This window comes from Clostridium sardiniense, from assembly GCF_019753795.1.
GTDB lineage: Bacteria > Bacillota > Clostridia > Clostridiales > Clostridiaceae > Clostridium > Clostridium sardiniense.
The window spans coordinates 24,995-50,766 of record NZ_JAIKTU010000002.1 but is presented as its reverse complement, the minus strand read 5'-3'; the positions used below and the strand labels follow the sequence as shown (position 1 = coordinate 50,766).

At 27.0% G+C, this 25,772-nt stretch carries 23 protein-coding genes; 17 read left to right on the top strand and 6 right to left on the bottom strand.

Annotated elements, in window-relative coordinates; translation table 11 throughout:
- Window positions 1-256 precede the first annotated feature (256 nt).
- The 5 genes from K5V21_RS02090 (at window position 257) to pdxR (ending at window position 5,286) form a co-directional block, all read left to right on the top strand.
- Window positions 257-844 carry a lipoprotein gene (locus K5V21_RS02090; protein WP_221858747.1) on the top strand — a complete coding sequence of 196 codons (588 nt, stop codon included), beginning with the start codon at window positions 257-259 and terminating at the stop codon, window positions 842-844.
- 91 nt (window positions 845-935) lie between these two features.
- Window positions 936-1,802 (top strand): radical SAM protein, encoded by an 867-nt coding sequence (locus K5V21_RS02085; RefSeq protein ID WP_221858745.1) that lies wholly within the window; start codon window positions 936-938, stop codon window positions 1,800-1,802.
- A 223-nt stretch (window positions 1,803-2,025) separates the two neighbouring features.
- Window positions 2,026-2,493, top strand: a complete 468-nt coding sequence (locus tag K5V21_RS02080; protein WP_221858743.1) for a hypothetical protein — start codon at window positions 2,026-2,028, stop codon at window positions 2,491-2,493.
- A gap of 121 nt (window positions 2,494-2,614) precedes the next feature.
- Entirely contained in the window at window positions 2,615-3,775 is a 1,161-nt protein-coding gene (gene alr / locus K5V21_RS02075; protein WP_221858741.1) for an alanine racemase, read from the top strand.
- 53 nt (window positions 3,776-3,828) lie between these two features.
- On the top strand, window positions 3,829-5,286 hold the full coding sequence (pdxR, locus tag K5V21_RS02070; RefSeq protein WP_221858739.1) for a MocR-like pyridoxine biosynthesis transcription factor PdxR: 1,458 nt from the start codon (window positions 3,829-3,831) through the stop codon (window positions 5,284-5,286).
- A 51-nt stretch (window positions 5,287-5,337) separates the two neighbouring features.
- Here the strand turns inward: pdxR and K5V21_RS02065 are convergent, their stop codons facing one another.
- From K5V21_RS02065 to K5V21_RS02055, 3 genes are all read right to left on the bottom strand, one after another.
- A complete protein-coding gene (locus tag K5V21_RS02065; protein WP_221858737.1) occupies window positions 5,338-6,120 on the bottom strand; it encodes an MBL fold metallo-hydrolase in 783 nt (260 codons plus the stop codon).
- Window positions 6,121-6,231: 111 nt separating this feature from the next.
- Window positions 6,232-6,882 carry a PspA/IM30 family protein gene (locus K5V21_RS02060; RefSeq protein ID WP_221858734.1) on the bottom strand — a complete coding sequence of 217 codons (651 nt, stop codon included), beginning with the start codon at window positions 6,880-6,882 and terminating at the stop codon, window positions 6,232-6,234.
- 87 nt (window positions 6,883-6,969) lie between these two features.
- On the bottom strand, window positions 6,970-7,488 hold the full coding sequence (locus tag K5V21_RS02055; protein ID WP_221858732.1) for a hypothetical protein: 519 nt from the start codon (window positions 7,486-7,488) through the stop codon (window positions 6,970-6,972).
- Between the two features lie 154 nt (window positions 7,489-7,642).
- Between K5V21_RS02055 and K5V21_RS02050 the strand changes: the two genes are divergently transcribed.
- Entirely contained in the window at window positions 7,643-8,332 is a 690-nt protein-coding gene (locus tag K5V21_RS02050) for a hypothetical protein (RefSeq protein ID WP_221858731.1), read from the top strand.
- Window positions 8,333-8,457: 125 nt separating this feature from the next.
- Here K5V21_RS02050 and K5V21_RS02045 read toward each other — a convergent pair whose 3' ends face one another.
- Window positions 8,458-8,652 carry a hypothetical protein gene (locus K5V21_RS02045; RefSeq protein WP_221858730.1) on the bottom strand — a complete coding sequence of 65 codons (195 nt, stop codon included), beginning with the start codon at window positions 8,650-8,652 and terminating at the stop codon, window positions 8,458-8,460.
- Window positions 8,653-8,841: 189 nt separating this feature from the next.
- Window positions 8,842-10,437 carry a glutamate/gamma-aminobutyrate family transporter YjeM gene (gene yjeM / locus K5V21_RS02040; protein WP_221858729.1) on the bottom strand — a complete coding sequence of 532 codons (1,596 nt, stop codon included), beginning with the start codon at window positions 10,435-10,437 and terminating at the stop codon, window positions 8,842-8,844.
- 303 nt (window positions 10,438-10,740) lie between these two features.
- On the opposite strand from yjeM, the gene K5V21_RS02035 reads away from it, so the two are divergent.
- Complete coding sequence (locus tag K5V21_RS02035) at window positions 10,741-12,018, top strand: alkaline phosphatase family protein (RefSeq protein WP_221858728.1); 1,278 nt, start codon at window positions 10,741-10,743, stop codon at window positions 12,016-12,018.
- 37 nt (window positions 12,019-12,055) lie between these two features.
- On the top strand, window positions 12,056-12,418 hold the full coding sequence (locus tag K5V21_RS02030; protein ID WP_221859162.1) for a ribosomal maturation YjgA family protein: 363 nt from the start codon (window positions 12,056-12,058) through the stop codon (window positions 12,416-12,418).
- Window positions 12,419-12,452: 34 nt separating this feature from the next.
- Here K5V21_RS02030 and K5V21_RS02025 read toward each other — a convergent pair whose 3' ends face one another.
- The gene (locus K5V21_RS02025; RefSeq protein ID WP_221858727.1) at window positions 12,453-13,778 is read right to left on the bottom strand and encodes an MATE family efflux transporter; all 1,326 of its coding nucleotides are present in this window, start codon (window positions 13,776-13,778) and stop codon (window positions 12,453-12,455) included.
- A 149-nt stretch (window positions 13,779-13,927) separates the two neighbouring features.
- Between K5V21_RS02025 and K5V21_RS02020 the strand changes: the two genes are divergently transcribed.
- From K5V21_RS02020 to K5V21_RS01980, 9 genes are all read left to right on the top strand, one after another.
- Complete coding sequence (locus tag K5V21_RS02020) at window positions 13,928-14,764, top strand: MerR family transcriptional regulator (protein WP_221858726.1); 837 nt, start codon at window positions 13,928-13,930, stop codon at window positions 14,762-14,764.
- A gap of 207 nt (window positions 14,765-14,971) precedes the next feature.
- Window positions 14,972-16,675 carry a hydroxylamine reductase gene (gene hcp, locus K5V21_RS02015; RefSeq protein WP_221858725.1) on the top strand — a complete coding sequence of 568 codons (1,704 nt, stop codon included), beginning with the start codon at window positions 14,972-14,974 and terminating at the stop codon, window positions 16,673-16,675.
- 188 nt (window positions 16,676-16,863) lie between these two features.
- A complete protein-coding gene (locus K5V21_RS02010) occupies window positions 16,864-20,124 on the top strand; it encodes a ligand-binding sensor domain-containing protein (protein WP_221858723.1) in 3,261 nt (1,086 codons plus the stop codon).
- A gap of 128 nt (window positions 20,125-20,252) precedes the next feature.
- Entirely contained in the window at window positions 20,253-20,432 is a 180-nt protein-coding gene (locus K5V21_RS02005) for a hypothetical protein (RefSeq protein WP_221858721.1), read from the top strand.
- 451 nt (window positions 20,433-20,883) lie between these two features.
- Window positions 20,884-23,202, top strand: a complete 2,319-nt coding sequence (gene gshAB, locus K5V21_RS02000) for a bifunctional glutamate--cysteine ligase GshA/glutathione synthetase GshB (RefSeq protein WP_221858719.1) — start codon at window positions 20,884-20,886, stop codon at window positions 23,200-23,202.
- Window positions 23,202-23,471, top strand: a complete 270-nt coding sequence (locus tag K5V21_RS01995) for an ArsR/SmtB family transcription factor (protein WP_204596318.1) — start codon at window positions 23,202-23,204, stop codon at window positions 23,469-23,471. Before gshAB ends, K5V21_RS01995 begins: the two co-directional genes overlap by 1 nt.
- A gap of 39 nt (window positions 23,472-23,510) precedes the next feature.
- Window positions 23,511-24,401, top strand: a complete 891-nt coding sequence (locus K5V21_RS01990; RefSeq protein ID WP_221858717.1) for a CehA/McbA family metallohydrolase domain-containing protein — start codon at window positions 23,511-23,513, stop codon at window positions 24,399-24,401.
- A 172-nt stretch (window positions 24,402-24,573) separates the two neighbouring features.
- The gene (locus K5V21_RS01985; protein ID WP_204596320.1) at window positions 24,574-24,729 is read left to right on the top strand and encodes a zinc-ribbon domain-containing protein; all 156 of its coding nucleotides are present in this window, start codon (window positions 24,574-24,576) and stop codon (window positions 24,727-24,729) included.
- Window positions 24,730-24,845: 116 nt separating this feature from the next.
- The gene (locus tag K5V21_RS01980; RefSeq protein ID WP_245000612.1) at window positions 24,846-25,757 is read left to right on the top strand and encodes a tetratricopeptide repeat protein; all 912 of its coding nucleotides are present in this window, start codon (window positions 24,846-24,848) and stop codon (window positions 25,755-25,757) included.
- Window positions 25,758-25,772: the final 15 nt, after the last annotated feature.

The following is a 25,772-nucleotide window of genomic DNA, read 5'->3' as shown; positions in this document are numbered from 1 at the left end:
AAGTTTCAAAAAATACATATAATAAGTTTTTGTAAATATTGTGGTAAAATTTTTAGGTAATTCTTAAATTATAGATATATATTGTAGTTTATATGAACATTATTACGATAAATATGAAATAAAATTAAGAACCGTTAACAAATATGTATTTAGATGAATAATGAGTATAGATTGTAAATAAATTAACATGATATTACAAAACACTAGAAAATATATTAAGATATATATGTTAACAAAAATATAGGGGGAATTAAATATGAAAAAAATAATAGCTTTATTACTTACAAGCATGCTTTCTTTTACTTTAGTTGCTTGCGGAGGAGAGAAGCCAAGTGCTGTTGTAGATAAATTTTATACAGCCTTAAAAGAATGTAACAAAGAGGAATTGAAAACATTAACTAATAAGGATTTAGTTAAAGAGGTTACTAAAATAGAGATAACAAAAGAGCAAGAGGATACAATAAAAAGGGTTCTTTCAAGTATTGATTTTAAAATAATGGGTACTGATGAAAAAGATAACGAGGCTACAGTAGATGTTGAAGTAACAGCAATTGATGGTAATGATATAGCAACTAAGTATATTAAATCAAGTTTGCAAACTTCATTAGAAGCTTCTTTAAAAGGGGAAAGCGAAGAAGAGATAACTAAGAAGTGTAGCGATATTTTAATAAAATTACTTAATGAAAAAAATTTAAAAAAGTCTACCCAAACTATTAAAGTTAATTTAGAGAAAGTAGATGGAGAATGGAAAATAAAAGATCCTGAAAATGTACTTTTAGAAACATTTAATTTAAAAAATATGTCAGACTTCTTTAAGGAGTTTTCAGAAAATAAGAAAAAGTAATTAAATTACGCTTGCATAATATATTGTACAATTTATTATGTGGGCGTTTTTATATATAATAAATAATATATGTTTAAAGGAGATTAATGTTATGTATGATATGCCATTATATAGACCACCAAGTGAAGCTTATAGTCTTATTATTCAAGTTACTCTTGGATGCTCTCATAATAAATGTAATTTTTGTAGTATGTATAAGACAAAAATATTTTCAATAAAAGAATTAGATATAATAAAGAAAGAAATTAATGAATTTAGAAGAATGTACAATAATGTAGAAAGAATTTTCTTAGCAGATGGTGATGCTTTAATTATTCCTATGGAGAAGCTTAGAAAAATATTAAAATATATAAATAAGGTTTTTCCAGAATGTAATAGGATAACTATGTATGCTTCTCCAAAATCAATTAAGAACAAAACATTAAATGAATTAATGGAACTAAATGATTTAGGATTAAAAATGGTATATATGGGAATAGAGAGTGGAAGTGAAGTTGTATTAGAAAAAATAAATAAAGGTGCAACTAGAGATGAGTTAATAGATTCATGTGAAAAGATAAAAGAAAGTGGGATATTTTTATCAGCTACAGTAATTGCTGGTATTGGAGGAAAGAAGTATTCTCATATTCACGCAAAGGATACTGGAAGTTTGATAAGTAAGATCTCACCAAATTATTTAGGGGTTCTAAGTCTTATGGTTGAAGAAAATACTAATCTTTATAATGATATTAAAGAGGGTAGATTCAAGTTATTAAACAATATAGAAATATTAAAAGAGATAAAAGAATTAATTATTAATATAAATACAGAAGAGAAAATAATATTTAGAAGTAACCACGCTTCTAATTATGTAAGTTTAAAGGGAACGTTAATGGAGGATAAGGATAGACTTATTTATGATATAGAGTGGTGTATTAAGAATCATAAATTAGTAAAAGAAGAGGATAGAAGATTATAAAATTACTGCTCTTAAAAATAAGAGCAGATTTTTTAAAAAGTTAATTGTAAAATATTTCCTATTAAAATATAATATAAATATAAAATAAAGTTTGGTAAAGGATCAATAAGCAAGAAAAGAATATTAAAGGATTAAGAAGAATATAAGAGGGATAGGAGTGAAAAATAAATCAGGTAAAATTTTATGTGATAACAGAAATATTATGTTTAATAGGAGTGAAAATATGAAGTGTAAGTATAAAAAAAGCATGTATATGATAGTACTTGTTATGATTATGGTTTTTATTGTGGGTTGCACTCCTAAGAGTGAAGAGTTTAGTATTAATGATTTTGCATACAGTATGGAAGAGAGAAATTATGAATTTGAAATTATAAATGCGGAAGATGATTTCTTATCAGGTGATAGAAAAATACTAAAGGTAGATAAAGAGCAGATAGATATATATGTATATAAAGATAGTAAAGCTATGGAAAAGGATGCAAGTTGTATAGGAAATGTCAGTGAATACAATAATGAAAAAGAAAGCGTTAAAGTAGATTGGGTAGCAATACCTCATTTTTTTAAAAATGGTAATATAATAGTTATTTATGTTGGTGAAAATATAGAGATTATAAATTCATTAACTGAGATATTTGGAAGAGAATTTGTAAATGATAATTATAAGGATATAAAGGCTAAGGAGAATATTTAAATTGTATATTTTAAATTAGAGAACCACTAGGAGGAAAAAAATGCTTCTTAGTGGTTCTTCATTTCTAGGTGGACATTAATATAATAGTATTATAGGATTATATATTAAGAGGTGATTTTTAATGGATAAGATTATAAGACCTGTATGGGCTGAAATAGATTTAGATAAAATAGCATTTAACATGAGAAATATTAAGAACGTTGCAGGAGATAGAGAAGTAATAGCAGTAATAAAAGCAGATGCTTATGGTCATGGTGCTGTAGAGCTTGCTGAAGTTTTATTAGAAAATGGAGCTTCAAGATTTGCTGTTGCAATTATAACAGAAGCAATAGAGCTTAGAGAAAGTGGTATTAAAGCTCCAATTATGATACTAGGATATACACCTATAGAGTTTGGACAAGATTTAATAAAATATGATATAGAACAAACAGTATATGATTTAGAATATGCAAAGCAATTATCAGAGATAGCTTTAAAGATGGGCAAAAAGGCTAAGATTCATATTGCATTAGATACAGGAATGGGAAGAATAGGATTTATGCCAAATGAAGAGAGCTTAAATGAAGTTTTAGAAATTGCTTCTTTAGATGGTATAGAAACAGTAGGAATATTTACGCATTTTTCAACAGCAGACGAAGAAGATAAAGAATATACTAATTATCAATTCGCAAAAATACAAAACTTTATAAAAATGCTTTCAAATAATGGGGTAAATATACCAATAAAGCATGTATCAAATAGTGGAGCTATAATAGATTTACCAGAGACTTATTTAGATGCAGTTAGAGCTGGAATTATATTATATGGATATTATCCTTCTAATGAAGTTAATAAAGAAAGACTTTCTATAGAACCTGCATTAACATTAAAAGCGAAGATAGGACATGTTAAAAAATTAGAAAAAGGCATGTATGTAAGTTATGGTAGAACATTTAAAACTGAAAGAGATAGTATAATTGCAACTCTTCCAATTGGATACGCAGATGGATATTCAAGACTTTTAAGTGGAAAGGCTAAAGTTATTGTAAATGGAAAATTTGCAAATGTAATAGGTAGAATATGTATGGACCAATGTATGATAGATGTAACAGATGTTGGTGAAGTTAAAGTTGGGGATGAAGTTATTATCCTTGGTGAAGATAGAGATTTAAAATTTAATGCTGATGATATGGCAGAACTTATTGGTACAATAAATTACGATATACTTTGTATGATAAAGCATAGAGTACCTAGAATATATAAAAAGAATAATGAAATAATTAAAGTTAAAAATTATTTTTAGATAAAATATAAGTTATAATATAAGGAGATAAAATTAGAGAGGTAGGTGATTCTTTGATTTTTTCATCCTTTAAAATAAATGAAGAAGAAAAGATACATGTGCAAATAGAACAGCACATAAAAGATAGCATAGAAAAGGGACTACTTCAAAAAGGAAGTAAGCTTCCTTCAACAAGAGAAGTTAGTAAAGTGCTTTCAATAAGTAGAAACTCTGTTATTTCTGCCTATGAGGGATTAGAGAGTGAAGGCATTATAGAAAGTGTAAAAGGAAAAGGGACATTTATAGCTGTAGAAAATAAAAGTAGTAAAGGCGACTTATATATAGATTGGGAAAATATGATAAGCGATTATGGCAATATTTGTGAAAAATTAGATGTAGTAAAAAATGAACTTCCATGGAAAAAAGGTATGATTTCCTTTAAAAGTATTGCCCCTGATGAAAGTCTTTTTGACCTAGAAGAATTTAAAAGAGCATTTTTGAATGTTTTTTCTATAGAAGGAGATAAGCTTTTAAATTATGGATATGCAAAGGGATATAAACCACTTATAGATTATTTAAAAGAATATATGAGAAAAAAGGGAGTTAATGTAGAGGGAAAAGATATATTAATAACAAACGGATTTACAGAAGGATTTGATATATTATTAAGTACTCTTACAAATCAGAAGGATATTATAATTTGTGAGGAACCTACTCATAATACAGCAATAAAAATCATGAAATCTCATGGACTTAATATAAAGTCTGTAAAGATGGATGCTGATGGAATAAATACCAAGTTATTAGATAAAACATTAAGGGAAGAACCTGCAAAACTTGTTTACTTAATTCCTTCATATCATAATCCAACTGGGATAGTAATGAAGGGGGAGAAGAGGAAAGAAGTTTATGAGATTTGCGAAAAGTATAAAGTACCAATATTAGAAGATGGCTTCAATGAAGAGTTATTATATTCAAGTTCTCATGTGGCACCTCTTGCATCTCTTTGTGCAAAGGGAAATGGAATTGTATATATTGGTAGTTTTTCTAAAATACTTTTCCCAGGCCTTAGAATTGGATGGGTTTTTGGTGATGAAAAATTAATTAGTAAACTAGAAAGTGTAAAGAGAGCGAGAAATATTCACTCATCATTTTTAGATCAGGCAGTATTTCATAAATATATGGAAAGTGGCGCTTTTAAAAGATATATGAAAAAAATAAGAAAGCATTATAAGGATAAGTATAACTTTACTCTTATTCAAGTAAAAAAATATATTCCACATGAATATATACTAGGAGAAGGGGGATTACATATCTTTATAAAGCTAAAAGGCGTTAAAGGCCGAGATGTTTTAGAGGAATGCTATAAAAGAGGCGTAGTATTTATGCCTGGAGATATATTTTATAGCAATGATTATGGTTCTGAGAGAATAAGGCTTGGATTTTCCAGAGTTAGCGAAGAAGATATTGAAAAAGGAATAAAAATAATTGGCGACGTTGTATCTGAAATAACGGATAAAAATAAAGAATGAAAAATTAATATTATATAAGTATATAGTAAATAAAAGGTGAGGAATAATTCCTCACCTGTCTTCTTCTTTATGTTTATTAACTAAAAAGTTTGGAAGTGTATTAGATGGTTTAGTATAACCACATTGAAGGGAGGATTCATCTTGATTACATAGCGTATTTAATGTATTATTTTTAGGGTCTATATTTATATTAAATATATCTTCCATCCATTTAGGTGGAGGTTCTAATTTACTAGAATCTTTTATAAATTCTCGTTTATTTTTTAATTTAAAGAATTGATTGAGTTTTTTTAGTTGATGAAGAGAATAAGGAGGAGAGTCAGTGTAATTATGAGCTGGACACACAATAAGATGATTAGGCAATTTTGATATTTTATATATGCTATCGTAATGGTCATCATAGTTTCCAGTAGACATATCGCTTCTTCCAGCACCATCTAAGAGAATCGTATCACCGGTCAAAAGTTTATCTTCAAATATTATACACATACTATCTAGAGTATGTCCTGGTGTATGAAAAAATTTTAGAATAATGCCATCTATATTCATAATTTCATGATTTTTAATCTTTTTATTTATTGATACACAATTTGTATGCTCATTCATTATGAATTTACAGTCTGTAATTTCTTTAAGATATAGAGATGCACTTATGTGATCACAGTGAGTATGAGTATCTATTACGGCTTTTAAAACTCCATTTTTCTCTTTTAAAATATCTAAATATCTATCTATATAGTCAAGCTTTGGATCGATTAAGACACAACTATTATTATTAGGGTTTAATATAAGATAGCAGCAGCAATAATCAAAGTTTAAATTATAGAATTTCATATACTTCTCCTTAAAATTGATATACTTTAGTATATGTAAAAATGAAAGACTGGGTGAAAGATACATAATAAAAAATCACCTAAATAAATATATAGGTGACTTTAGATATGCTTAACTATTTTTTCTATACTTTTCAAGTTCGGCATCAAGACTATCTTTTTCAAGAGCTGCAAATTCATCATCTAATGATGGTGTTTTTAAATCAGCTAATCCTTCTGCATAGCTTTCTTCTTTAGTAATTTTTCTTTCTATATCATCTAAGTTTATAGAATTACTTTTAGTTTGTACATTTGCCATTATTTCATTAACTTGCTTTGTAGCATTTGCAGTGTTAAGTCTTGCGGCAGCTTCATCTCTATAGCTTCTTGTCTTAGCTATTTCATCTTGAAGTTTATTTAAGTTTTCTTTTAAAGTTTGAGCCTTTACAGCTAATTCATCATAAGATTTCTTTAGTGTTTCATATTTTTTATCTGAATCAAGCTTTAATTGAAGAGCTTTCTTTGCAAGGTCCTCATTTCCTTTGCTCATAGCTAGTCTTACTTTTTCATCATATTCTGCTGAAGCACTTTTAGATTTTTCCATTTCTTTTTGTGTATCTTTTAAATTACCAAAAATTTGAGCTGAAGATATTTTTGCTTTGTTTAAGCTTTCCTCCATATCTCTAATCTTTTGATCTAATAATTCTATTGGATTTTCCATATTATCAAGTGCTGAGTTTGTTTTTGCCTTCATCATGTTAGATATTCTATTAAATATACCCATAAATAAGCCTCCTTTTTCTTTTGATTATTATAATTATAATGCTTAATTTATTTAAAGCAATCGATAAGAAATATAATTCATAAATTATTAATTAAAGAAGAAATAGTATATAACAAATATTATAATTGCTATAATACAAAGGATCACTATTGCTTTAAATATAAATGACATTCCAAAAGAACGTCCAAATAGTGAAAAGCCTGGTATAAAACTATTATTTCTTCTTCCGTAATTGTAATCATTCATGCTTGGGTTTTGATTTGTATTTGCATTATTATTAGAGCTATTGTTATTTGTAGTATTATTGCTGTTTTTAGGACCGTCATTATTATATTTATCAGATGTATTAAATTTAGAGTTTACCTTATCATTTGAGTTAGTAGAACTCTTTGGATTGTTATATTTATTAGATGTGTTAAATCTTGAATTTGATTTACTGCTTGATGGAGTGCTAAAGGAACTTTTACTGCTAGAAGATGAACTATTGTAGCTTGATGAACTTTTAAATCCAATTGCATATGCAGGAATAACAGATGCTAGAATATTAGTTAAAAGTATAGTAAGCACCACAAGAAATTTAACAATGGATTTTTTCTTATTTTTCATTAATACCTAAACCCCTTCCTAAAATAGTCTTAAATTTAATTTACTATAAAAAACATACAATTATAAAAACAATCTATTAACATTTTGTTTTATTTTGTTAAATTCACATTTAAACAAGGAAAAAAGTATTAAAATTGACAAGAGGTGAAGCATAATGAATATAGATAAGGCTAAAGATATTATAAAAAGTGAAAAAGATCACTTAGGAGAGGATTATACTAATATAACCTTTTCTATAAATGATATTATGGAATTTGAAGAAGGTACTGATATAAAAACAAGATATTTTGTTAAAAATATAAAAATACTTGATAAATATATGGAAATGTTAGATCAAGGAGAAAATAAATTAAACAAAAAGAAAAAAGTACTATTTTTTACTGTAAATGAAGCTGATTCAAATGAGATAAATAATGTAGTTAATGAAGTGTTAGATTATAAGAAAAAATATGAGAATGTTATAGAAAAGCTTAGATGTTGTTCTAAGTGTCAGTGTTTAAGTTGTTTAAGAAATTGTCCATTTCATGCTTGTTTATCATGTGGTAAGAGTGGTAGAGTAACTGAATGTGATAAAGAAAAGTATAATATAACTATGTTTGAGAATACTTATGCAAACTTATATAATTCTGAAATAAATGCATATGATTCAGTTGAAGTACTTGCACAAGTAGACATACTTACAGAAAAAACATCATTTAGAGTAATTAATTCAAATGGAGATTTTTTAATTCTTACATATATTCATGATATGCAAGGTAAGGACAATTACGGTGCTGTTAATGATAAAGAAGTTTTTAATTTTATAGCAGATCTTTATGAGCGAAATGTTGAAGATTTAGTATAAATAAAAATAGAGATTATAAAAATAGGAACCCTAAGTAATTTTTAAAATTATTTAGGGTTCCTATTCTTGTATGGAAAATTTAAAAATGCTTAATTTGTTGAGTAATAGTATTCTTATTTTAAAGTTTATTTCTCATTTTCTTTAAATGGAAACAGTAATCCTACAAGTGACAAAACTAATCCAGTAAGCATAATTGAAATTGTTTTTGTAATTTTAAAAACCTCAGGATATGCTCCGTTTGAATAAGAAATAGTAAAAATAGTATTAGAAAATATGATTAATAATATCCCCATTACTATAAATGTTATTCTCTTCTTCATATATTCCTCCCAGTATTAATTTAAAATACTTATATATAATATATATGAGTTTTTACAAAATTATATATCCAAGTGTTAGCTAAGTAAAAGTTTCGTTAAACTGTAGTATACTATAGAAATGCAATAAATGTTAAATATAGGAAGAAAAACAATGTAATTAAATAATATTATTGTATAACAGGTGATTATTTAAAATTCATTATTAAAAACTTCAAAATCTTCAGTCTCCATATTGTCATTACTATTAATATTTACTTCTATTTTGGATTTGCTGTGTGCTTTAAATCTCTTATAAAGCAGTGTAGCTATTAATCCAAATAATATAGGGCCACCACCAACCCAAATACTATTTTGTATGTTACCTTCAAGTGCAGGTTCTATAATTGAGAAGATGTTAGTAAATGTAACTACAACAAAACATATGGATCCCATTATTATTCCAGGTTTTTTAGAGAAGAACTGATATTCTTTTATTATATTATCATTTTTCTTAAATTTTATATAAGAGAAGATTATAAATGATAGTGGAACAGTACCAGATACAAAAGTCATAAGTGTCATTTTATTAAATATTGCAGATACACTTCCTCCACCAAATCCTAATAGTAGTACAAAGAATACTATAATAATAGTTTGAAGTATTATTGCATTTTGAGGCATTCCGTATTTATTATCTTTTAAAAGTTTATCTGGAAGCATTCCTTTAGGAAGACCTTCAAACATATGCTTTATAGGAGTATATATTCTAAGTGGAACAGAAGTTAGTCCTATTATAGTTAAAATAGTCATAATTCTATTTATCCATTCACCTAAAAGAATTGAATTTGAATGATTTAATCCTAGTAATACACCCAATCTATAAAATTCTTGTTGATATATATATACAGAGAAATTAGCCAAATTTACTTTGCCAGATCCAAATGTATCATCCCAATTACAAACCATCCCAAGTACTAATACGCTAGATATATATAGCACAGTTATTACTATAGTTGAAAGTATTATAGCTTTTGGTACATTCTTTTTTGCATTATGCACTTTATCAACGAGTCCACCACTATTTTCCATACCAGCAAAAGTAAATATAGAAAATACTAAAAATGCAAGTGCAGGCAAGAAGCTTGAATAACTTGAGTTAGGGCTATAGAAGTATGATTGTATATTAGTAAAGTCAAAGCCTTGTTGAAATTTAAAACCTTGAAGTACAAATACAATTAGTCCCCCACCTAAAATAAAAATATGTGAAAGAATTACAGTTACTATTGATATATTAGAAAGAAACGTTAATTTCTTTAAACCTCTAGTAGCAATAAATGCAACAACTATCATATATATAGCACCTACAATTGCAAGCGTTTGTGGTGAATTTAATCCAAATAGATGCCAAGTTGAAGTGGTATCAGAACCATAAATTGCAACAGAGAAGTATATACATATTCTTGAAGCAGCAAACCATAGTATAACGAATCCACCATACCATATAAATGTTCCTATAAGCGCGAATTTTTCACCTACACTTTCACACATCCATGAAAATATGCCGCCAGATTTATTTTTAAAGGCGGAACTCATTTCTGCAACTATAAAAGAATAGGGTATGAAAAAGAAGATCGCAGCTATTATAAAATAAGTTATTGCTGCATAGCCCATTTGATAATAAACTTGTAGACTATTTGCTAGTCCATATACAGTTAAAAATATAATTGATACGAAGCTCCAAAAGGAAATGGAATACTTACTTTTATCATCATTTAATTCTAGATTTTTTTCTTTAGTTTTACTCATAATTTTGCTTTAATAAATTAGTGTGTTTTAATTTATAAAAAGCTTCCCTCCTTATTTGTGTATTATTATACAAAAAATGCATAGTAATATTTTATTGGTGTATTTACAACAAATACAATTGTTCTTCTGTGAAATAAATTATTATAATTTTACACTTAATTATTTAACTTAAAATATATAAAGTGTATACAAAGTATAAATTATTAAGAATTAAAGTGCATAAAAATTCATGAGATAAAGGTTATTATGAAAGAGATAATAATGATATAATTAAGTAATATAATTATAGAAAAGGTGATTAATTTGATAAATGAAAATTCTATTAGAAAGGTAGAAAAGAGCTCTTATAAAGATTATAGAATTCCTCTTTATGATAGTTACTGTTTCTCTAATATACCGGATACAATAAAAAATTTATTTGGAATAAAAAATAAAAATGGACTTCCAAGTGATACTCTAGGAGGAAAAAAAGTTCAATCCAATAAAGTAATATTCTTGCTTATAGATGCTTTTGGTTGGAGATTTTATGAAAAATACAAAAATGATTCTAGATTTATGAAAAAGATAGAGAAAAAAGGAGTAGTATCAAAGATAACATCACAATTTCCATCAACAACAACTGCTCATGTTACAACAGCGCTTACAGGATTACCTGTTTATAAGCATGGTCTTTATGAGTGGTTTTATTATGAAAAGGAAGTTGATGATATAATAACGGCTTTTCTATTTAAAGAAGCTAGATCTAATGAGTATCAAAGTTTAAAAAATAAAAACATAGATCCTAAATCATTCCTTCCATCAGATAATATATTTAAAGAATTAAATACTAATGGAATTAAAAGTAGAGTATATCAGCCATCTTATATAAATAATAGTATTTATACTAATACAATGTGTGAGGGCGCAGAGATAATTGGGTATGAAGAATATAGTGATTTATTTAATAGAGTTTATAATGATCTTAAAGAAAATGATAATAAAGAATACTATTATATTTATCTACCAGAAATAGATTCTGTAGCTCATGAGTTTGGTTGTAATTCAGAAGAATTTGATTTAAAGGTAAAAGAATTTTTAAAAAGCTTAGATATGTTTTATGAAGATATAGAAAAGGATATAGAAGATATCTCTATATTAATTTCAGCAGATCATGGACAAATAGAAACAGATTTAAATAAAAAGAATTATTTAAATGAGATAATACCAGATATAGAAATATATTTAAAGAGGAATGAAAAGGGTGAGTTACTATCTCCAACTGGATATTGTAGAGATTTATTTCTTATGGTAGAGGAAGAATATATATTAAAGGTTAAAGAGGTGATTGAGGAAAAATTTAAGGATGTTGTAGAGATATTTACTTATGAGGATTTATTCGATATAGGGTTATTTAAAGAAGATAGTGAGAGATTAAATGATAGATGCCCAAATATATTATTAATTCCAAAAGGAGATAATAATATATGGTGGTATGAAGAAGGAGTCTTTGATATTTCTTTAAAAGGAGTTCATGGTGGAATAAGTAAAGAGGAGATGGAGATACCATTCCTTTATTATAGAAAAGGTGAAAAAAGTGAATAAAAAAAGATTTCTATATATTATCTTAACAATAGTAACTATGATTCTTGGATTAGCTTCAAGAAAATACGGGAGTTTATTACCAAACTTTTTAATGGAATACTCAGGGGATGCTCTTTGGGCTTTGATGGTATACTTTGGATTTAGCTTTGTATTTATAGAATTATCAATTAGTAAAAGAGGAATTATTGCATTAGTTTTTTCTTTTAGTATAGAGATTTCTCAAATTTATCAAGGTGTATGGATTAATAAAATAAGAGCTACTACATTAGGTGGATTAATATTAGGGCATGGATTTTTAGTTAGTGATCTTATATGTTATACAGTTGGAATAAGTATTGGTTTAATAATTAGTATAGTGATAGAGAATAAAATAGGAAAAGAAAAAAGCTCTTTGGATTAGCACAGTCCAAAGAGTCTTTTTTAGCATACATTTTTTAAAAAGCATATATTTTTTTATATTTTTTCAAGAAAAATATAGATACTATTATTGTAGTTAATTCGGCAAAAGGTACTACTAGCCAAAGACCATTAATATCAAATAATGGTGGTAATAGTATACAACCAAGTATTACAAATATGAATGCTCTTGCAGCAGAAATTAATGAAGAAATTTTCCCATTTGAAAAAGCAGTAAACAATCCTGAAGCAAATATATTTACACCTACAAATAAGAAGGCTACTGAAAAGATTTTTAAGCCGCTTAAAGCTAAGTCAAATACTGGATCGCCAGGTTTTACAAAGACACCTACTATATTTTTAGAAAATACTATTGATATTACAAAAATTATTATTGAAGAAACTAATATAAAAATTTCAGAGTATTTATAGGTTTCTTTTAATTTATTTGAATTATTAGCACCATAATTGTAACTAATTAATGGTGATATTCCTGAAGCAAATCCTAAGTAAGTTGAAACTAATAAAAAGTGTGCATAAAGAATTATTGTAAGGGCTGCAACACCATTTTCTCCAGCATATTTAAGTGCAATCATGTTAAATAAAAGTGTAGTAATACCAGTAGATAACTCAGTAACCATCTCTGAAAATCCATTAATCAATGTATTTAGTAACAACTTAAAATCAATTACTATTTTTGTAAATTTAAGAGTAGACTTTGATGATAGAAAGTACCAAACACCAAAAATTAAAGATATTAGTACACCTAAAACTGTGGCAAGTGCTGCTCCAGCTATACCAAGTCCTAGTATTTTTATAAATATATAATCAAATACTATATTTATAACTCCTCCAATAATAGATATATATAAGCTGAATTTAAAATCTCCATCAGTTCTTATATAATATTCTGCTAAAGATTTTAATATAAACACTGGTGTAAATAAAGCAATTATACGTCCATATGAAATACAATAATCAATAAGTTTATCTGTTGCTCCAAGGGAAATAGATATATCTTCTATAAATAAAAACATTACTATTCCTGCTATAAGTCCTAGTATAAGTGCAGAAAAGCTTAAAAAGGAAAAAGCTTTATTTGCATCTTCTAATTTACCTTGTCCAAGTTTTTGTGCAATTATGGCACTTCCACCAGTACCAAACATTACTGCTATTGCAAATACTATACTTATAATAGGGAGGACAATGTTTATACTTGCTAGTGCATCGGATCCAACAAAGATTGATACAAATATTCCATCTATAATTGTATATAAAGATATAAATACCATTGAAACAATAGCTGGTGATACGAATTTTAAAAATTCAATAAATGTAAGTTTTTTGCTAAATAAGTTTTCCATAAAAATTCTCCTTTGATAGTATATAAAATCTCTAATTATATAAGTTTTAGCTGTTAGTATTAGAGTGTATGTTATAATACGATTGTATTATAAAGTGTATAGTTACTATACAGTCAAGAAATTTTTAAAAAATATGAGGGGGGAAGTTTATGAGTGAGAAAAAAGAAAAATATTTAACTATAAGTGAATTCGGTAAATTATGTGGAGTTACAAGAAAGACCTTAATATTTTATGATAAAGAAGGAATATTTTCTCCAAGTTATAGAGATAAAAATGGATATAGATATTATAGTTTAAAACAGTATGATACATTTAATCTAATTCTAGATCTTAGGAAAATAGGTGTAACTTTAGAAGATATAAAATTGTATTTAGATGAAAGAGCTCCCGAGAAATGTATAGATTTATTACAGGAAGAAAATAAAAAAATACAGAAAAAAATTGAAGAGCTTAATCTTATATCTAAAGTTATAAATAATAAGATTAAATTAACAAAAGAAGGTATAGAAGAAATAAATAATCTAGATGTATCTATAGAAGATAGAGAGGAAGAATATATGCTTTATTCAAGAATTGAATCAAATAATCAAAAAGATTTAATGATGGACTTAATTAACTTTGTTAATTATTGCAGTGAAAAAGGGATTAATCATGGATATTCAATTGGTGCAACTGTAAGCAGGGAAAGTATACTAAATAAAAAATTTACTGCTTGCGATAAGTTTTTTGTAAATGTTAGTGATGAATATAAGAAATATAAAGAAGATAGACTATTAATAAAACCTAAAGGGTTATATGCAATAATAAATCATAGGGGAGATTACTATTGTACAGATAAGTCTTATGAAAAACTTCTAGAGTATATAGATTCTAATGGATATAGAATTTGTGGAGAATCCTATGAAAATTCTTTACTAGATTATTTTTCAATAAAAGATGAGAAGGATTATTTAACAGAAATATCTATTAGAGTGGAGAAGAAATAATAGATATTTAATAGTGATACATAAGTATTAGAAAAGATAAGAGTACACTAGTGAATTTTGAAAAAATAATTAAATTTAAAATTTCGTAACTTTTGTTACAGAATTAAATATGAGTATTTTAGTATACTTTCTTTTGTCAGAGGAAAAAAGTAGACAAATAAATTTACATAATTATTTAATAAGGTAACTAAGGAGGAAATATAAAATATGGGAATGTTTTGTTTTCAATGTCAAGAAGCAGCAGGATGCGCAGGGTGTACAGTAAGAGGAGTCTGTGGAAAGACAGAAGATGTAGCTAAGGCACAAGATTTACTAGTATATGTAACAAAGGGTCTTGCGATAGTAAGTGATGAAGGAAGAAAAGTTGGAATAATAGATACTAATGTTGATAGATACATAACAGAGAACTTGTTTACAACAATTACAAATGCAAACTTTGATAAAGAAGCAATTTTAAATAGAGTAAGAGAAACCTTAAAACTTAGAGAGTCTTTAAAAAATAGAGTAATAAAAGCTGGTGGAAAAGTTGGAGAAGTTGTAATTAAGGGTGGATTCTTTAAAAAGTTATTTGGTATGCAAACAAAAGAGTTTATAATGCCAGATGCAGCTACATGGAGTGGACAAGATGAAATAGCTTTTGTTGCAAAATCAGAAACAGTTGGAGTATTAGCAACTGAAAATGAAGATATAAGAAGCTTAAGAGAACTTATAATGTATGGGTTAAAGGGATTATCTGCATATATGAAACATGCTATGAATTTAGGATATGATGATTCAGAAATTCATGGATTTATGGCAAAGGCATTAGCAGCTACTTTAAATGATGATTTAACTGTAGATGACTATGTTGCATTAGCTTTAGAAGCAGGTAAATATGGAGTAAATGGTATGGCGTTATTAGATAAAGCTAATACTGAAAGCTATGGACATCCAGAAATAACAAAGGTTAATATTGGAGTTAGAAAAAATCCAGGAATAATAATTTCAGGACATGATTTAAGAGATTTAGAAATGCTTTTAGAACAAACACAAGGAACAGGGGTAGATGTATATACTCATAGTGAGATGTTAGCAGGACAATATTATCCAGCATTTAAGAAGTACGATAACTTTGCAGGAAACTATGGAAACGCATGGTGGTTACAAGATAAAGAATTTGAATCATTTAATGGACCAATACTTATGACTACTAACTGTGTAGTGCCTACTAATAAACCATACATGAAGAGATTATTCACAACAGGTGCTAGTGGTGTACCAGGATGTAAGCATATAAAAGCAGATAAAGATGGAAAGAAAGATTTTAGTGAAATAATAGAATTAGCTAAAAAGTGTAAGGCACCAGTAGAAATTGAAACTGGAGAAATAATTGGTGGATTTGCACACAACCAAGTATTTGCATTAGCTGATAAAGTTATAGATGCAGTTAAAAGTGGAGCTATAAGAAGATTTTTTGTAATGGCTGGATGTGATGGTAGAATGAAATCAAGAAATTACTACACAGATTTTGCTAAAAATCTTCCAAAGGATACAGTAATTCTTACTGCAGGTTGTGCTAAATATAAGTATAACAAGTTAAACTTAGGAGATATTGGTGGAATACCTAGAGTATTAGATGCTGGACAATGTAATGATTCATACTCATTAGTACTAATTGCATTGAAATTAGTTGAGGCATTTGGATTAAATGATGTTAATGAATTACCAATTAGTTATAATATAGCTTGGTATGAGCAAAAAGCTGTAGTAGTATTACTTTCATTATTACATTTAGGAGTGAAGAACATCCATTTAGGACCAACATTACCTGCATTCCTTTCACCAAATGTAGCTAAAGTATTAATTGACAACTTTAGAATTGCAGGAATATCAAATGTTAGCGATGATATAAAAATGTTTATGGAAAACTAATAATCTATAAATAATAAAAAAATTAAATTTATTGAAGGAGTTATATTATTTAATATAACTCCTTTTGTTATTTTTTTGTACAATTTTCATGTTCACAATTGATTAATAAAGTTTACTGATTGACAATAAATGCAGTATATGGGAAAATGACAGTATATTTGGTAAAAAATTTGTCGAAAGATAAGGGGTTGGAAATTATAAGTAAGAAAAGAGTTATAAGCTTATTTCTGTTAAGTATATTTTTAATAAGCAATTTTTTTTGCGTAAAAGTTAGTGCTGAGGAAAAAGATAAATATTTAAAATTTACAAATTTGACAATAAAAGATGGTCTATCTCAAGGATCAGTTTATGCAATTCATAGAGATGAAGATGGATACATGTGGTTTGGAACAAATGATGGTTTAAATAGATTTAATGGGTATGAGTACGAAGTAATAAAATCTGACGATAAAGATCCAAATACATTATTTCCAGGAATCATAGGGTCAATAGTAGAGGATAAAGAAGGTTATCTATGGGTTGGTACAAGCTCTGGTCTTTCTAAATTAAATAAAAAGACCTTATCTGTAGAGAGAATAGAGGCTGATGTTAATGATCCTAAAAAAACATCCAGCAAGCATATTTGGGACTTGTATATTGATAGCGCGGAAGACTTATGGGTAGGAACAGAAAATGGATTAAATAGATATGATTTTAAGACAAAAGAGTTTAAAAAATATTTTAGTTTTAGCAATGATGAAAGTACATTAAGTGATAATTTTACTAGCTCTATTGCAGAAGGATTAAATGGCGATATTTGGGTTGGAACAAGAAATGGATTAAATATATTAAATAAAGAGACAGGAAAGGTAGTTAGAATCCCAAGTGATGAATTACCAAGTAATAATATAGTAAAGCTTTATAAAGATTCTAATAATAATATGTGGGTAACCACACAAAATAAAGGAATAGTTAAGTTTGATTTAAAGACAAATAAGGTGGATAAGCTAGAAAATTTAAATAAATTATATGGCTCTGAAAAATTTGCAGTGAATAGTATGTATGAAGATTTTCATAATAATATGTGGCTTGGAAGTAAAGGTGGGCTTATAAAATACTCTATGAATGATGGAAGTATAGAGAGTTATACAAATAAACCCTACGATACAGAGAGTTTAGTAGATAATAGCATACAAAGTGTTTATAGAGACAATGATGGACTTATATGGATTGGTACCTATAGTGGAATAAGTATATTAGATCCAGATCAAGAGTTTACGCATTATAAAAGTCAACCAGGTGAAAAGAATACTTTAAGTGGAAATAGTATTGGCGGTATTTATAAAGATGATGATGGAAACCTATGGATTGGTACTACAAATGATGGTCTAAATAAATTTGATAGAGAAAAAGATGAAATAACCCATTATAAATTTGATCCTAATAATGATAACAGTATACCAAGCAACACTGTCTTCCAAATAACTGGAGATAAGAAGGGTAATATATGGGTAGGAACGAAGGAAGGGTTATGTAAGTTAGATCCTAAAACGGGTAAGATAAAAAGATACCAGCATAATACAGGTGAGAATTCAATAGTAGATAATGATGTTAAGGAAGTCTTCATTGATAATAAAGGATATATTTGGCTTGGAACTAGAGACGGACTGGATGTGTTTGATAGTGATAAAGAAGAATTCACTAATTTAAATAGTATTATTATAGATAATAATGTAGGAGAGACATTTATAAGGAGAATATTCCAAGATTCAAAAGGAAACTATTGGATAGGTATGGGATGGAATGGAGGAGTTATAAAACTTGATCCTAACAGAAAGTTCCTAAAAAATTATAAGGTTGAAGAAGAGAATGTTAATTCTTTAAGCAATAATGCTATTAAAGGTATTAATGAAGACAAAGAGGGAAGCATATGGATTAGTACTTCAGTGGGGATTAATAAACTAAACCCTAAAACAGAAGAATTTACAGTTTATACTGAGAAGGATGGACTTGCAAATAACTATGTATATGGAGTTCTTATAGATGATGAAGATAATGTATGGGTTAGTACAAATGGTGGGTTATCTAAGTACAATCAGAAAAAGAATTTATTTAGAAATTTTACTTTCGTAGATGGAATACAAAGCAATGAATTTAATGGTACTGCTGAATTTAAAAGTAAAAATGGAGAAATGTTCTTTGGAGGAGTTAATGGAGTTACAGCATTTTTCCCAAAAGATGTATACAGAGATAAACCTACTGATTCAAAGGTTACTATATCTAATTTCAAAGTTTATAACAATAAGGATATAAGATTAAATAATGACGGTGCAGTTTTAGAAAACGATGAAAATACATTTTCTTTTGAATTTTTTCTTCCAGATTATAGGGGTATAAGAGAAGGAAAATATGAATATATGCTTGAAGGCTTTGATAAAGATTGGGTATATTCTGGTAAAAGAAATTATGCAAGTTATACTAATATAGAGCCAGGAAAGTATACATTTAAAGTTAGGGCAAGGGATAGAAATGGTGAAATTAGTAAAGTTGAACATGTTAATATAAGGATTAAGAAGGCTTGGTATAAATCTACATTGGCCTACTGTATCTATTTTATAATACTTATTAGCTTAATTTATTTTATTATAAATTATGTGAAGATACTAAATGGATTAGTTAAGCAAAGAACTGAAGAGCTTAATAAAGAACTTTTAGAGAACGAAAAAATATATAACCAATTATTAAAGTATGAGAAATTTAGAAACACATACTTAGTGAACTTATCACATGAACTTAGAACTCCTCTAAATGTTATCTTATCAAGTGAGCAGCTTATAACTTCATTAAATAAAAAAGAAGATAATATAAATAAGCTTGATTTAAATAAGTATATGAATATAATAAAGAAAAATTCAAAGACTCTTTTAAAGGTTATAAATGATTTAATTGACAGTTCTAAGATTAGTTCCGGAGCTTATAAGTTAGATATAGGAGAAGTGGATATTGTTTATTTAGTTGAAGAAGTGGCACTATCTATGAAAACATATATAGAAAGCAATGCTCTTGAGCTTATAATAGATCCAGAAATTGAAGAAAAGATTATAGAATGTGATAAAACAAATATAGAGAGATGTGTTATAAATCTTATCTCTAATGCTGTGAAATTTACAGAAGCTAAGGGGACTATATTTGTAAGTATTAAAGAGAATAAAGATAGTATTGATATAATAGTTAAAGATACTGGTGTTGGAATACCTGAAGAACAAAAGGATATAATCTTTAATAGATTTGCTCAAGTTGAGACACAAGTTTCTAGTAAACATTGTAGCAGTGGAATAGGACTTACACTAGTTAAGAGCTTGGTAGAACTTCATAATGGTAAAATAACATTGATAAGTGAAGTTGGTAAGGGAAGTGAGTTTATAATAACTCTTCCAATAAAGCAGAAAAAACAAAATAAAGGTGATTAATTTAAAAGAAGTTATGCGAAGAGAAGCATAACTTCTTTCTTTTTAATAAAAAATTCATATGTAGAACATATGAAGAAAATATTAGAGTATTAAAATAAACATATAAATAGGTTTAGGAGGGATTATATATGAGTTTAAGAGCAAGAACGAAACAATTAGAGGAAAAACTTAGAAAAGAATATAAGAAATTAGGAAAAGAAGATGGAGAAGCTTCAATAGAAGAAATGGAAAATGCAGTTACTGATTATTATAAAGGCGAAGGTAATGCTATTGAAGATCTATATGATTTCCTAGAAAGAAACTGCTAAATTACATAGTTACTAATCAATATCAATGATTTATATTAATATTGATTAGTAACTAATTATAATAATTAATTAAATAGTAATTACTTATTATTAAAAGTATGATATTATTTAACCAAATAATATCATTTCGTGAATTAAATTATCTTTACTATATAACTATATTCTTATATAGTTATATAGTAAAGATGAAAATTTAATCTTAAAATAAATTTATTAACTGTTCTTAGCTACTATATGGATATTATTCATATTATATTTCTATAATAAATATAGAATTTTAGCAATTTTTAAACTTATAAAAATAATATAGATAAGAAGAAGTTATTTGGAATAAATATAGTTTAAATGAGTATAAGTGTTATTAGTTTACTTAAAATGGCACAACTATTTAGAGAGTTTTTAGTAGATAATAAAGATTAAGGTTTCAGCATGATGAAAGGTAGAGAAAAATATGTATAATGATTTATTACATTTAATTAAAGATAATAATTTAAGCAAAAGACTTTTAAAAAGTGGATTTGGACTTGAAAAGGAGAATTTAAGAGTAGACTCTAAAGGAAGACTTGCATTAACAAGACATCCTAAAATTTTTAGTGAGGATAATCCTTATATAAAGAGGGATTTTTCAGAAAGTCAAGTTGAAATGGTAACACCAATATGCAATTCAATAGATGATGTCTATGATTTTATGGAGAATTTGCATAATATAGTATCAACAAGCTTGAAGGATGAATATCTGTGGCCACAAAGTAATCCACCTATAATTCCTAAGGACGAAGAGATACCAGTTGCAGTACTTAAAAATGAAAAGGAAATTAAGTATAGAGAAGGTCTTGTAGAAAAATACGGAGCTAAAAGACAGCTTGTAAGTGGAGTTCATTTTAACTTTTCTTTTAATGAAGAACTATTAAAAGAAATTTATAAATTAACTGAATGTAAAGTGAGTTATAAAGACTTTAAAAATGATATTTACTTTAAGGTAGGAAGAAATTTAATAAAATATAAATGGTTTTTAATATATTTAACAGGAGCTAGCCCAGTATTCCATAAAAGCTATAAGGGAACATGTAGCAAGCAATCTAAGAGACTTGGTACAGATGATTACTATTTTAAAGGAGTAAACTCTTTAAGAAATAGTGAGTGCGGATATAAAAATGCAGAAGATTTTTATGTTTCTTATAATAATGTAGAAGAATATGTTGATGATATAAGAAGACTTATATCTGACAATTGTATACAAGGTGCAAGAGAGTATTATAGCCCTATTAGATTTAAGACTAAAGAAGATGGAGATATGCTTCAAAATCTTTTAGAACATGGAGTTAAGTATATAGAGATTAGACTTCTTGATTTAGATCCACTATGTAAAATAGGAGTAAGTAAAGATACACTAAATCTAATTTTCTTATTTATATTATTTACGGTATTTACTGATGATCAAGAATATACAGTTAAATTACATGATGAGTATGTAGAGAATGATAATAATGCTATAGAAAATCATGAATATCATTTAATAAACCTTAATGGCGAAAAAGTTGGATTAAGACAACAAGGACTTAAGGTATTAAATGAAATAGAAAATATATCTAATACTCTATTCCCAGATAATGAGGAACTTAAAAAGGTTATTAATATTTCAAGAGATAGATTTAATAATTATAAAGATACAATTGCAAGTCAGCTTATTAATGGAATAAAAAAATCAAACTATATTGATTACTTCATGAAGCTTAGTAAAGAGTATTTAGAATATAGCAAGAAAAATGTATTTAAGCTAAAGGGATATGAAGATTTAGAATTATCTACTCAAATATTAATTATAGATAGTATTAAAAAAGGTATAGAGTTTAAAGTGCTAGATAGAATGGATAACTTTATTTCATTAAAAAAAGGTAATCATATAGAATATGTAAAACAAGCTACAAAAACATCAAAAGATAGCTATATAACAGCTTTAATAATGGAGAATAAGCTTGTTACTAAAAAGGTATTAGAAGAAAATAATATAAGAGTTCCAAAAGGTGATTACTATAGTAATCTTGAAGATGCATTAATGGATTTTTATATATACAAGAATAAACAAATTGTAATTAAGCCAAAATCAACAAACTTTGGAATTGGTATTACTATATTTAAGGGTAATTTCTCAGAAGAAGAATTTAAAAGAGCTTGTGAAATAGGTTTTGAAAATGATAATGAAATATTAATTGAAGAATTCATTCATGGAAAAGAATACAGATTCTTAATTATAGATGATGAAGTTGTTGGTATACTGCATAGAGTTCCAGCTAATGTATTAGGTGATGGAAAAAGTACTATAAGAGATCTTGTAAATGAAAAGAATAAAGATCCATTAAGAGGAAAAGGATATAAAACACCACTTGAAAAGATATCTTTAGGTGAAGCAGAAGAAATGTTCTTAAAAGAACAAGAAAAGAATTTTGAGTATATACCTAAAAAAGATGAAATTGTGTATTTAAGAGAAAATTCTAATATAAGCACAGGTGGAGATAGTATAGACTTTACAGATGATATTCATGATAGTTATAAAAAAATAGCAATAGATGCAGCGAAGAGTGTTAATGCTAAAATAACTGGAGTAGATATGATGATAGAAGATATAAAGAAGAAAGCTTATGAAGATGGTTATGGAATTATAGAAATAAACTTTAATCCAGCTATTCATATACATTGTTATCCTTATAAAGGATTAAACAGAAAAGTGGGAGATAAGGTATTAAACTTGCTTTTTAAGGAGACAAATTAATGGATGAAAAAACAAGCGAGATTTTAAAGGCTATAGCTCATCCAGTTAGAATAAAAATAATAAAGCAGTTATATGACGGTCCCATTTGTGTTTGCAATTTAAATAAAAATATAGATTATTCTCAGGCTAATATTTCAAAGCATCTTAAAATATTAAAAAATGCAAGGATTGTTGAGTCTACAAAAGAAGGTATGTATCAGTATTATGAGTTAACAAATAGCAAAGTTATGGAAATAATATATTTAGCAGAAGAAATAGTATGTAATTAAGATATAAAACAAAAGAATAAGAGGAGAAAGATAAGTAGAATGAAGATTATAAATCCATATGGATATGAAGGTAAATTTTTAAAAGGAAACCTCCATACACACAGTAAGAATAGTCCTTGCGGTTTTTATAGAACTGATAGAATTGTAGAAATGTATACATCATATAAGATGGAATATGATTTTTTATCAATAACAGATCATTATACTTTGACAGATGTTAGTGAATTTAAAAATAGGGAAGACATATTACTTCTCCCAGGAGTAGAGTATAAAAGAAAAGATCATCAGACTTTAGGTATAAATATTAAAGAGTATAATGATGATTTAGATAATGATAATAATCATCAAGAATTATTTAATAGTGTAGATGCTCAAGGTGGAATAAATATAATATGTCATCCCCATGTTATTAGAGAAGATTATTGGACATTAGAGGAATTATTAAAATTAGATAATTACACAGGTATAGAGATTTTTAATAATAATGTTAGAATGGATTGCAAAGGTAGAGCTCTTGCAACAGATCTGTGGGATGATTTATTAAGTAATGGTAAATATGTATATGGTTTTGCAAATGATGATATGCATATTTTTTCAAGAGTTGGTGGAGCCTATAATATGGTATTAGCTGAAGAGAAAACTATAGATAGTATAATAAAAGCAATAAAGCGAGGTAGTTTTTATGCTAGTTTTGGAATTACTATAGAAGATATACAGCTAAAAGATAATATAATATCATTAAAAAATGGAGACAGAAGGGTACCGTATATATACTTTAGATTTATTGGCAAAAATGGAAGGTTACTTAAAGAAGAAAAAGGTAATGTAGCTACATATGAAATAAAAGGTGATGAAGGATATGTTAGAGTAGAAGCTTACAGAGAAGAGGGTTCAAAGGCTTGGCTTCAACCTTTTATAATTGTGCGATAAATTAAGAATATTTTGAAAATTTACTTGAAATGATAAATTTCATATGATATACTTAATTTGTAAATTAAATAAAGATTCAAATAATTAGATATTTTCTGTTTTTAGAGTTTGTTCCAATTACATAGAAAAGGCTAATTATTAAGGAACTTTATATGTTTTGGAGGAATGAAAAATGGAAGATAAGACTATTCAATGTAGAGATTGTGGAAAGGAATTTGTTTTCACTGTAGGAGAACAAGAATTCTATAAAGAAAAAGGATTCGAAAACGAACCTACTAGATGCCCAGAGTGCAGAAAAGCTAGAAAACAAAGATTCAACAATAGATAATATTAGTTAATTACAAGCCATAGAACTTTAAGTTCTATGGCTTTTTTATGATTACACTTTTAAATTTCTTTGATATAATATTTCTATAAATCATAAGAAGAGAGGCAAAAATAGTAATGGATAGCTACTTATTTAATAATCATATAAATGTTGCTAGAAATTTTAAAGCAGAGGGGAATAGATTAAAGGCTCTTCAATTTTATAAAAAGGCTTATAAATTAGAAGAAGGAAAATACGATATAGAACTTCTTTTGGATATGGCACTTTTATATCATGAGTTAGAGCAGATAGATTTAGCAGAAGAAAAATATAGAGAAGTTTTAGAAATAGATAATGAAGAGGAAAGAGCTTATTATGGACTTGGAACTCTTTATGATGAAGATGGATTTTTTGAAGAGGCAAAGGAATATTATAAGAAGGCAATAGAGCTTAATGAAAATTATGATAAGGCATATTTCTTTTTAGCTAATATATATGATGAAGAAGGAGAGAAAGAAAAGGCAATAAAGCTTTATAAAAAAGTTTTAGAGATAAATCCAAGAGATCTTTGGGCCAATGCCAATCTTGCTTGTATAATGGAGGAACTTGGAAGGCTTAAAGATGGAGAAGAATATAATAAAAGAGCATTAGATATAGAGCCTAAACAATTTAGAATATTATTTAATATGGGAGTAATACAAAAAGGATTAGGAAATATTGAAAAAGCAAAAGAATACTATGAAAAATCAATAGAAAGTAATCCTAAATATCCATATAGCCATTTAAATTTAGGAGTAATTTATAGAGAAAATGGGAACTATAATAAGGCTATAGAAATTATATCAAAGGGAATAGATGAAAATTCAGAGGAAGGATTTTTGTATTATAATAGAGCATGTTTTTATGCCTTAATTGGAGAAAAAGACAAGGCACTAGAAGGTGTAATAAAAGCAATAAAACTTAATGACTTTTTTATAGAATATATGAAAAAGGATAAAGAACTTGACTCTATAAGAAGTTTACCTAGATACAAAGAAATATTTTTATAGTAAATATACTAGAAA

Bases quoted from the DNA above. Each gene is read 5' to 3' on its own strand.
- alr (WP_221858741.1), top strand. From the start codon at position 2,615: ATGGATAAGATTATAAGACCTGTATGGGCTGAAATAGATTTAGATAAA.
- K5V21_RS02080 (WP_221858743.1), top strand. From the start codon at position 2,026: ATGAAGTGTAAGTATAAAAAAAGCATGTATATGATAGTACTTGTTATG.
- K5V21_RS01990 (WP_221858717.1), top strand. From the start codon at position 23,511: ATGAAGATTATAAATCCATATGGATATGAAGGTAAATTTTTAAAAGGA.
- K5V21_RS01995 (WP_204596318.1), top strand. From the start codon at position 23,202: ATGGATGAAAAAACAAGCGAGATTTTAAAGGCTATAGCTCATCCAGTT.
- K5V21_RS02020 (WP_221858726.1), top strand. From the start codon at position 13,928: ATGAGTGAGAAAAAAGAAAAATATTTAACTATAAGTGAATTCGGTAAA.
- yjeM (WP_221858729.1), bottom strand. From the start codon at position 10,437: ATGAGTAAAACTAAAGAAAAAAATCTAGAATTAAATGATGATAAAAGT.
- K5V21_RS02055 (WP_221858732.1), bottom strand. From the start codon at position 7,488: ATGAAAAATAAGAAAAAATCCATTGTTAAATTTCTTGTGGTGCTTACT.
- K5V21_RS01980 (WP_245000612.1), top strand. From the start codon at position 24,846: ATGGATAGCTACTTATTTAATAATCATATAAATGTTGCTAGAAATTTT.
- K5V21_RS02025 (WP_221858727.1), bottom strand. From the start codon at position 13,778: ATGGAAAACTTATTTAGCAAAAAACTTACATTTATTGAATTTTTAAAA.
- hcp (WP_221858725.1), top strand. From the start codon at position 14,972: ATGGGAATGTTTTGTTTTCAATGTCAAGAAGCAGCAGGATGCGCAGGG.
- K5V21_RS02030 (WP_221859162.1), top strand. From the start codon at position 12,056: ATGATTCTTGGATTAGCTTCAAGAAAATACGGGAGTTTATTACCAAAC.
- K5V21_RS02050 (WP_221858731.1), top strand. From the start codon at position 7,643: ATGAATATAGATAAGGCTAAAGATATTATAAAAAGTGAAAAAGATCAC.
- K5V21_RS01985 (WP_204596320.1), top strand. From the start codon at position 24,574: ATGGAAGATAAGACTATTCAATGTAGAGATTGTGGAAAGGAATTTGTT.
- gshAB (WP_221858719.1), top strand. From the start codon at position 20,884: ATGTATAATGATTTATTACATTTAATTAAAGATAATAATTTAAGCAAA.
- K5V21_RS02085 (WP_221858745.1), top strand. From the start codon at position 936: ATGTATGATATGCCATTATATAGACCACCAAGTGAAGCTTATAGTCTT.
- K5V21_RS02005 (WP_221858721.1), top strand. From the start codon at position 20,253: ATGAGTTTAAGAGCAAGAACGAAACAATTAGAGGAAAAACTTAGAAAA.
- K5V21_RS02065 (WP_221858737.1), bottom strand. From the start codon at position 6,120: ATGAAATTCTATAATTTAAACTTTGATTATTGCTGCTGCTATCTTATA.
- K5V21_RS02045 (WP_221858730.1), bottom strand. From the start codon at position 8,652: ATGAAGAAGAGAATAACATTTATAGTAATGGGGATATTATTAATCATA.
- K5V21_RS02090 (WP_221858747.1), top strand. From the start codon at position 257: ATGAAAAAAATAATAGCTTTATTACTTACAAGCATGCTTTCTTTTACT.
- K5V21_RS02060 (WP_221858734.1), bottom strand. From the start codon at position 6,882: ATGGGTATATTTAATAGAATATCTAACATGATGAAGGCAAAAACAAAC.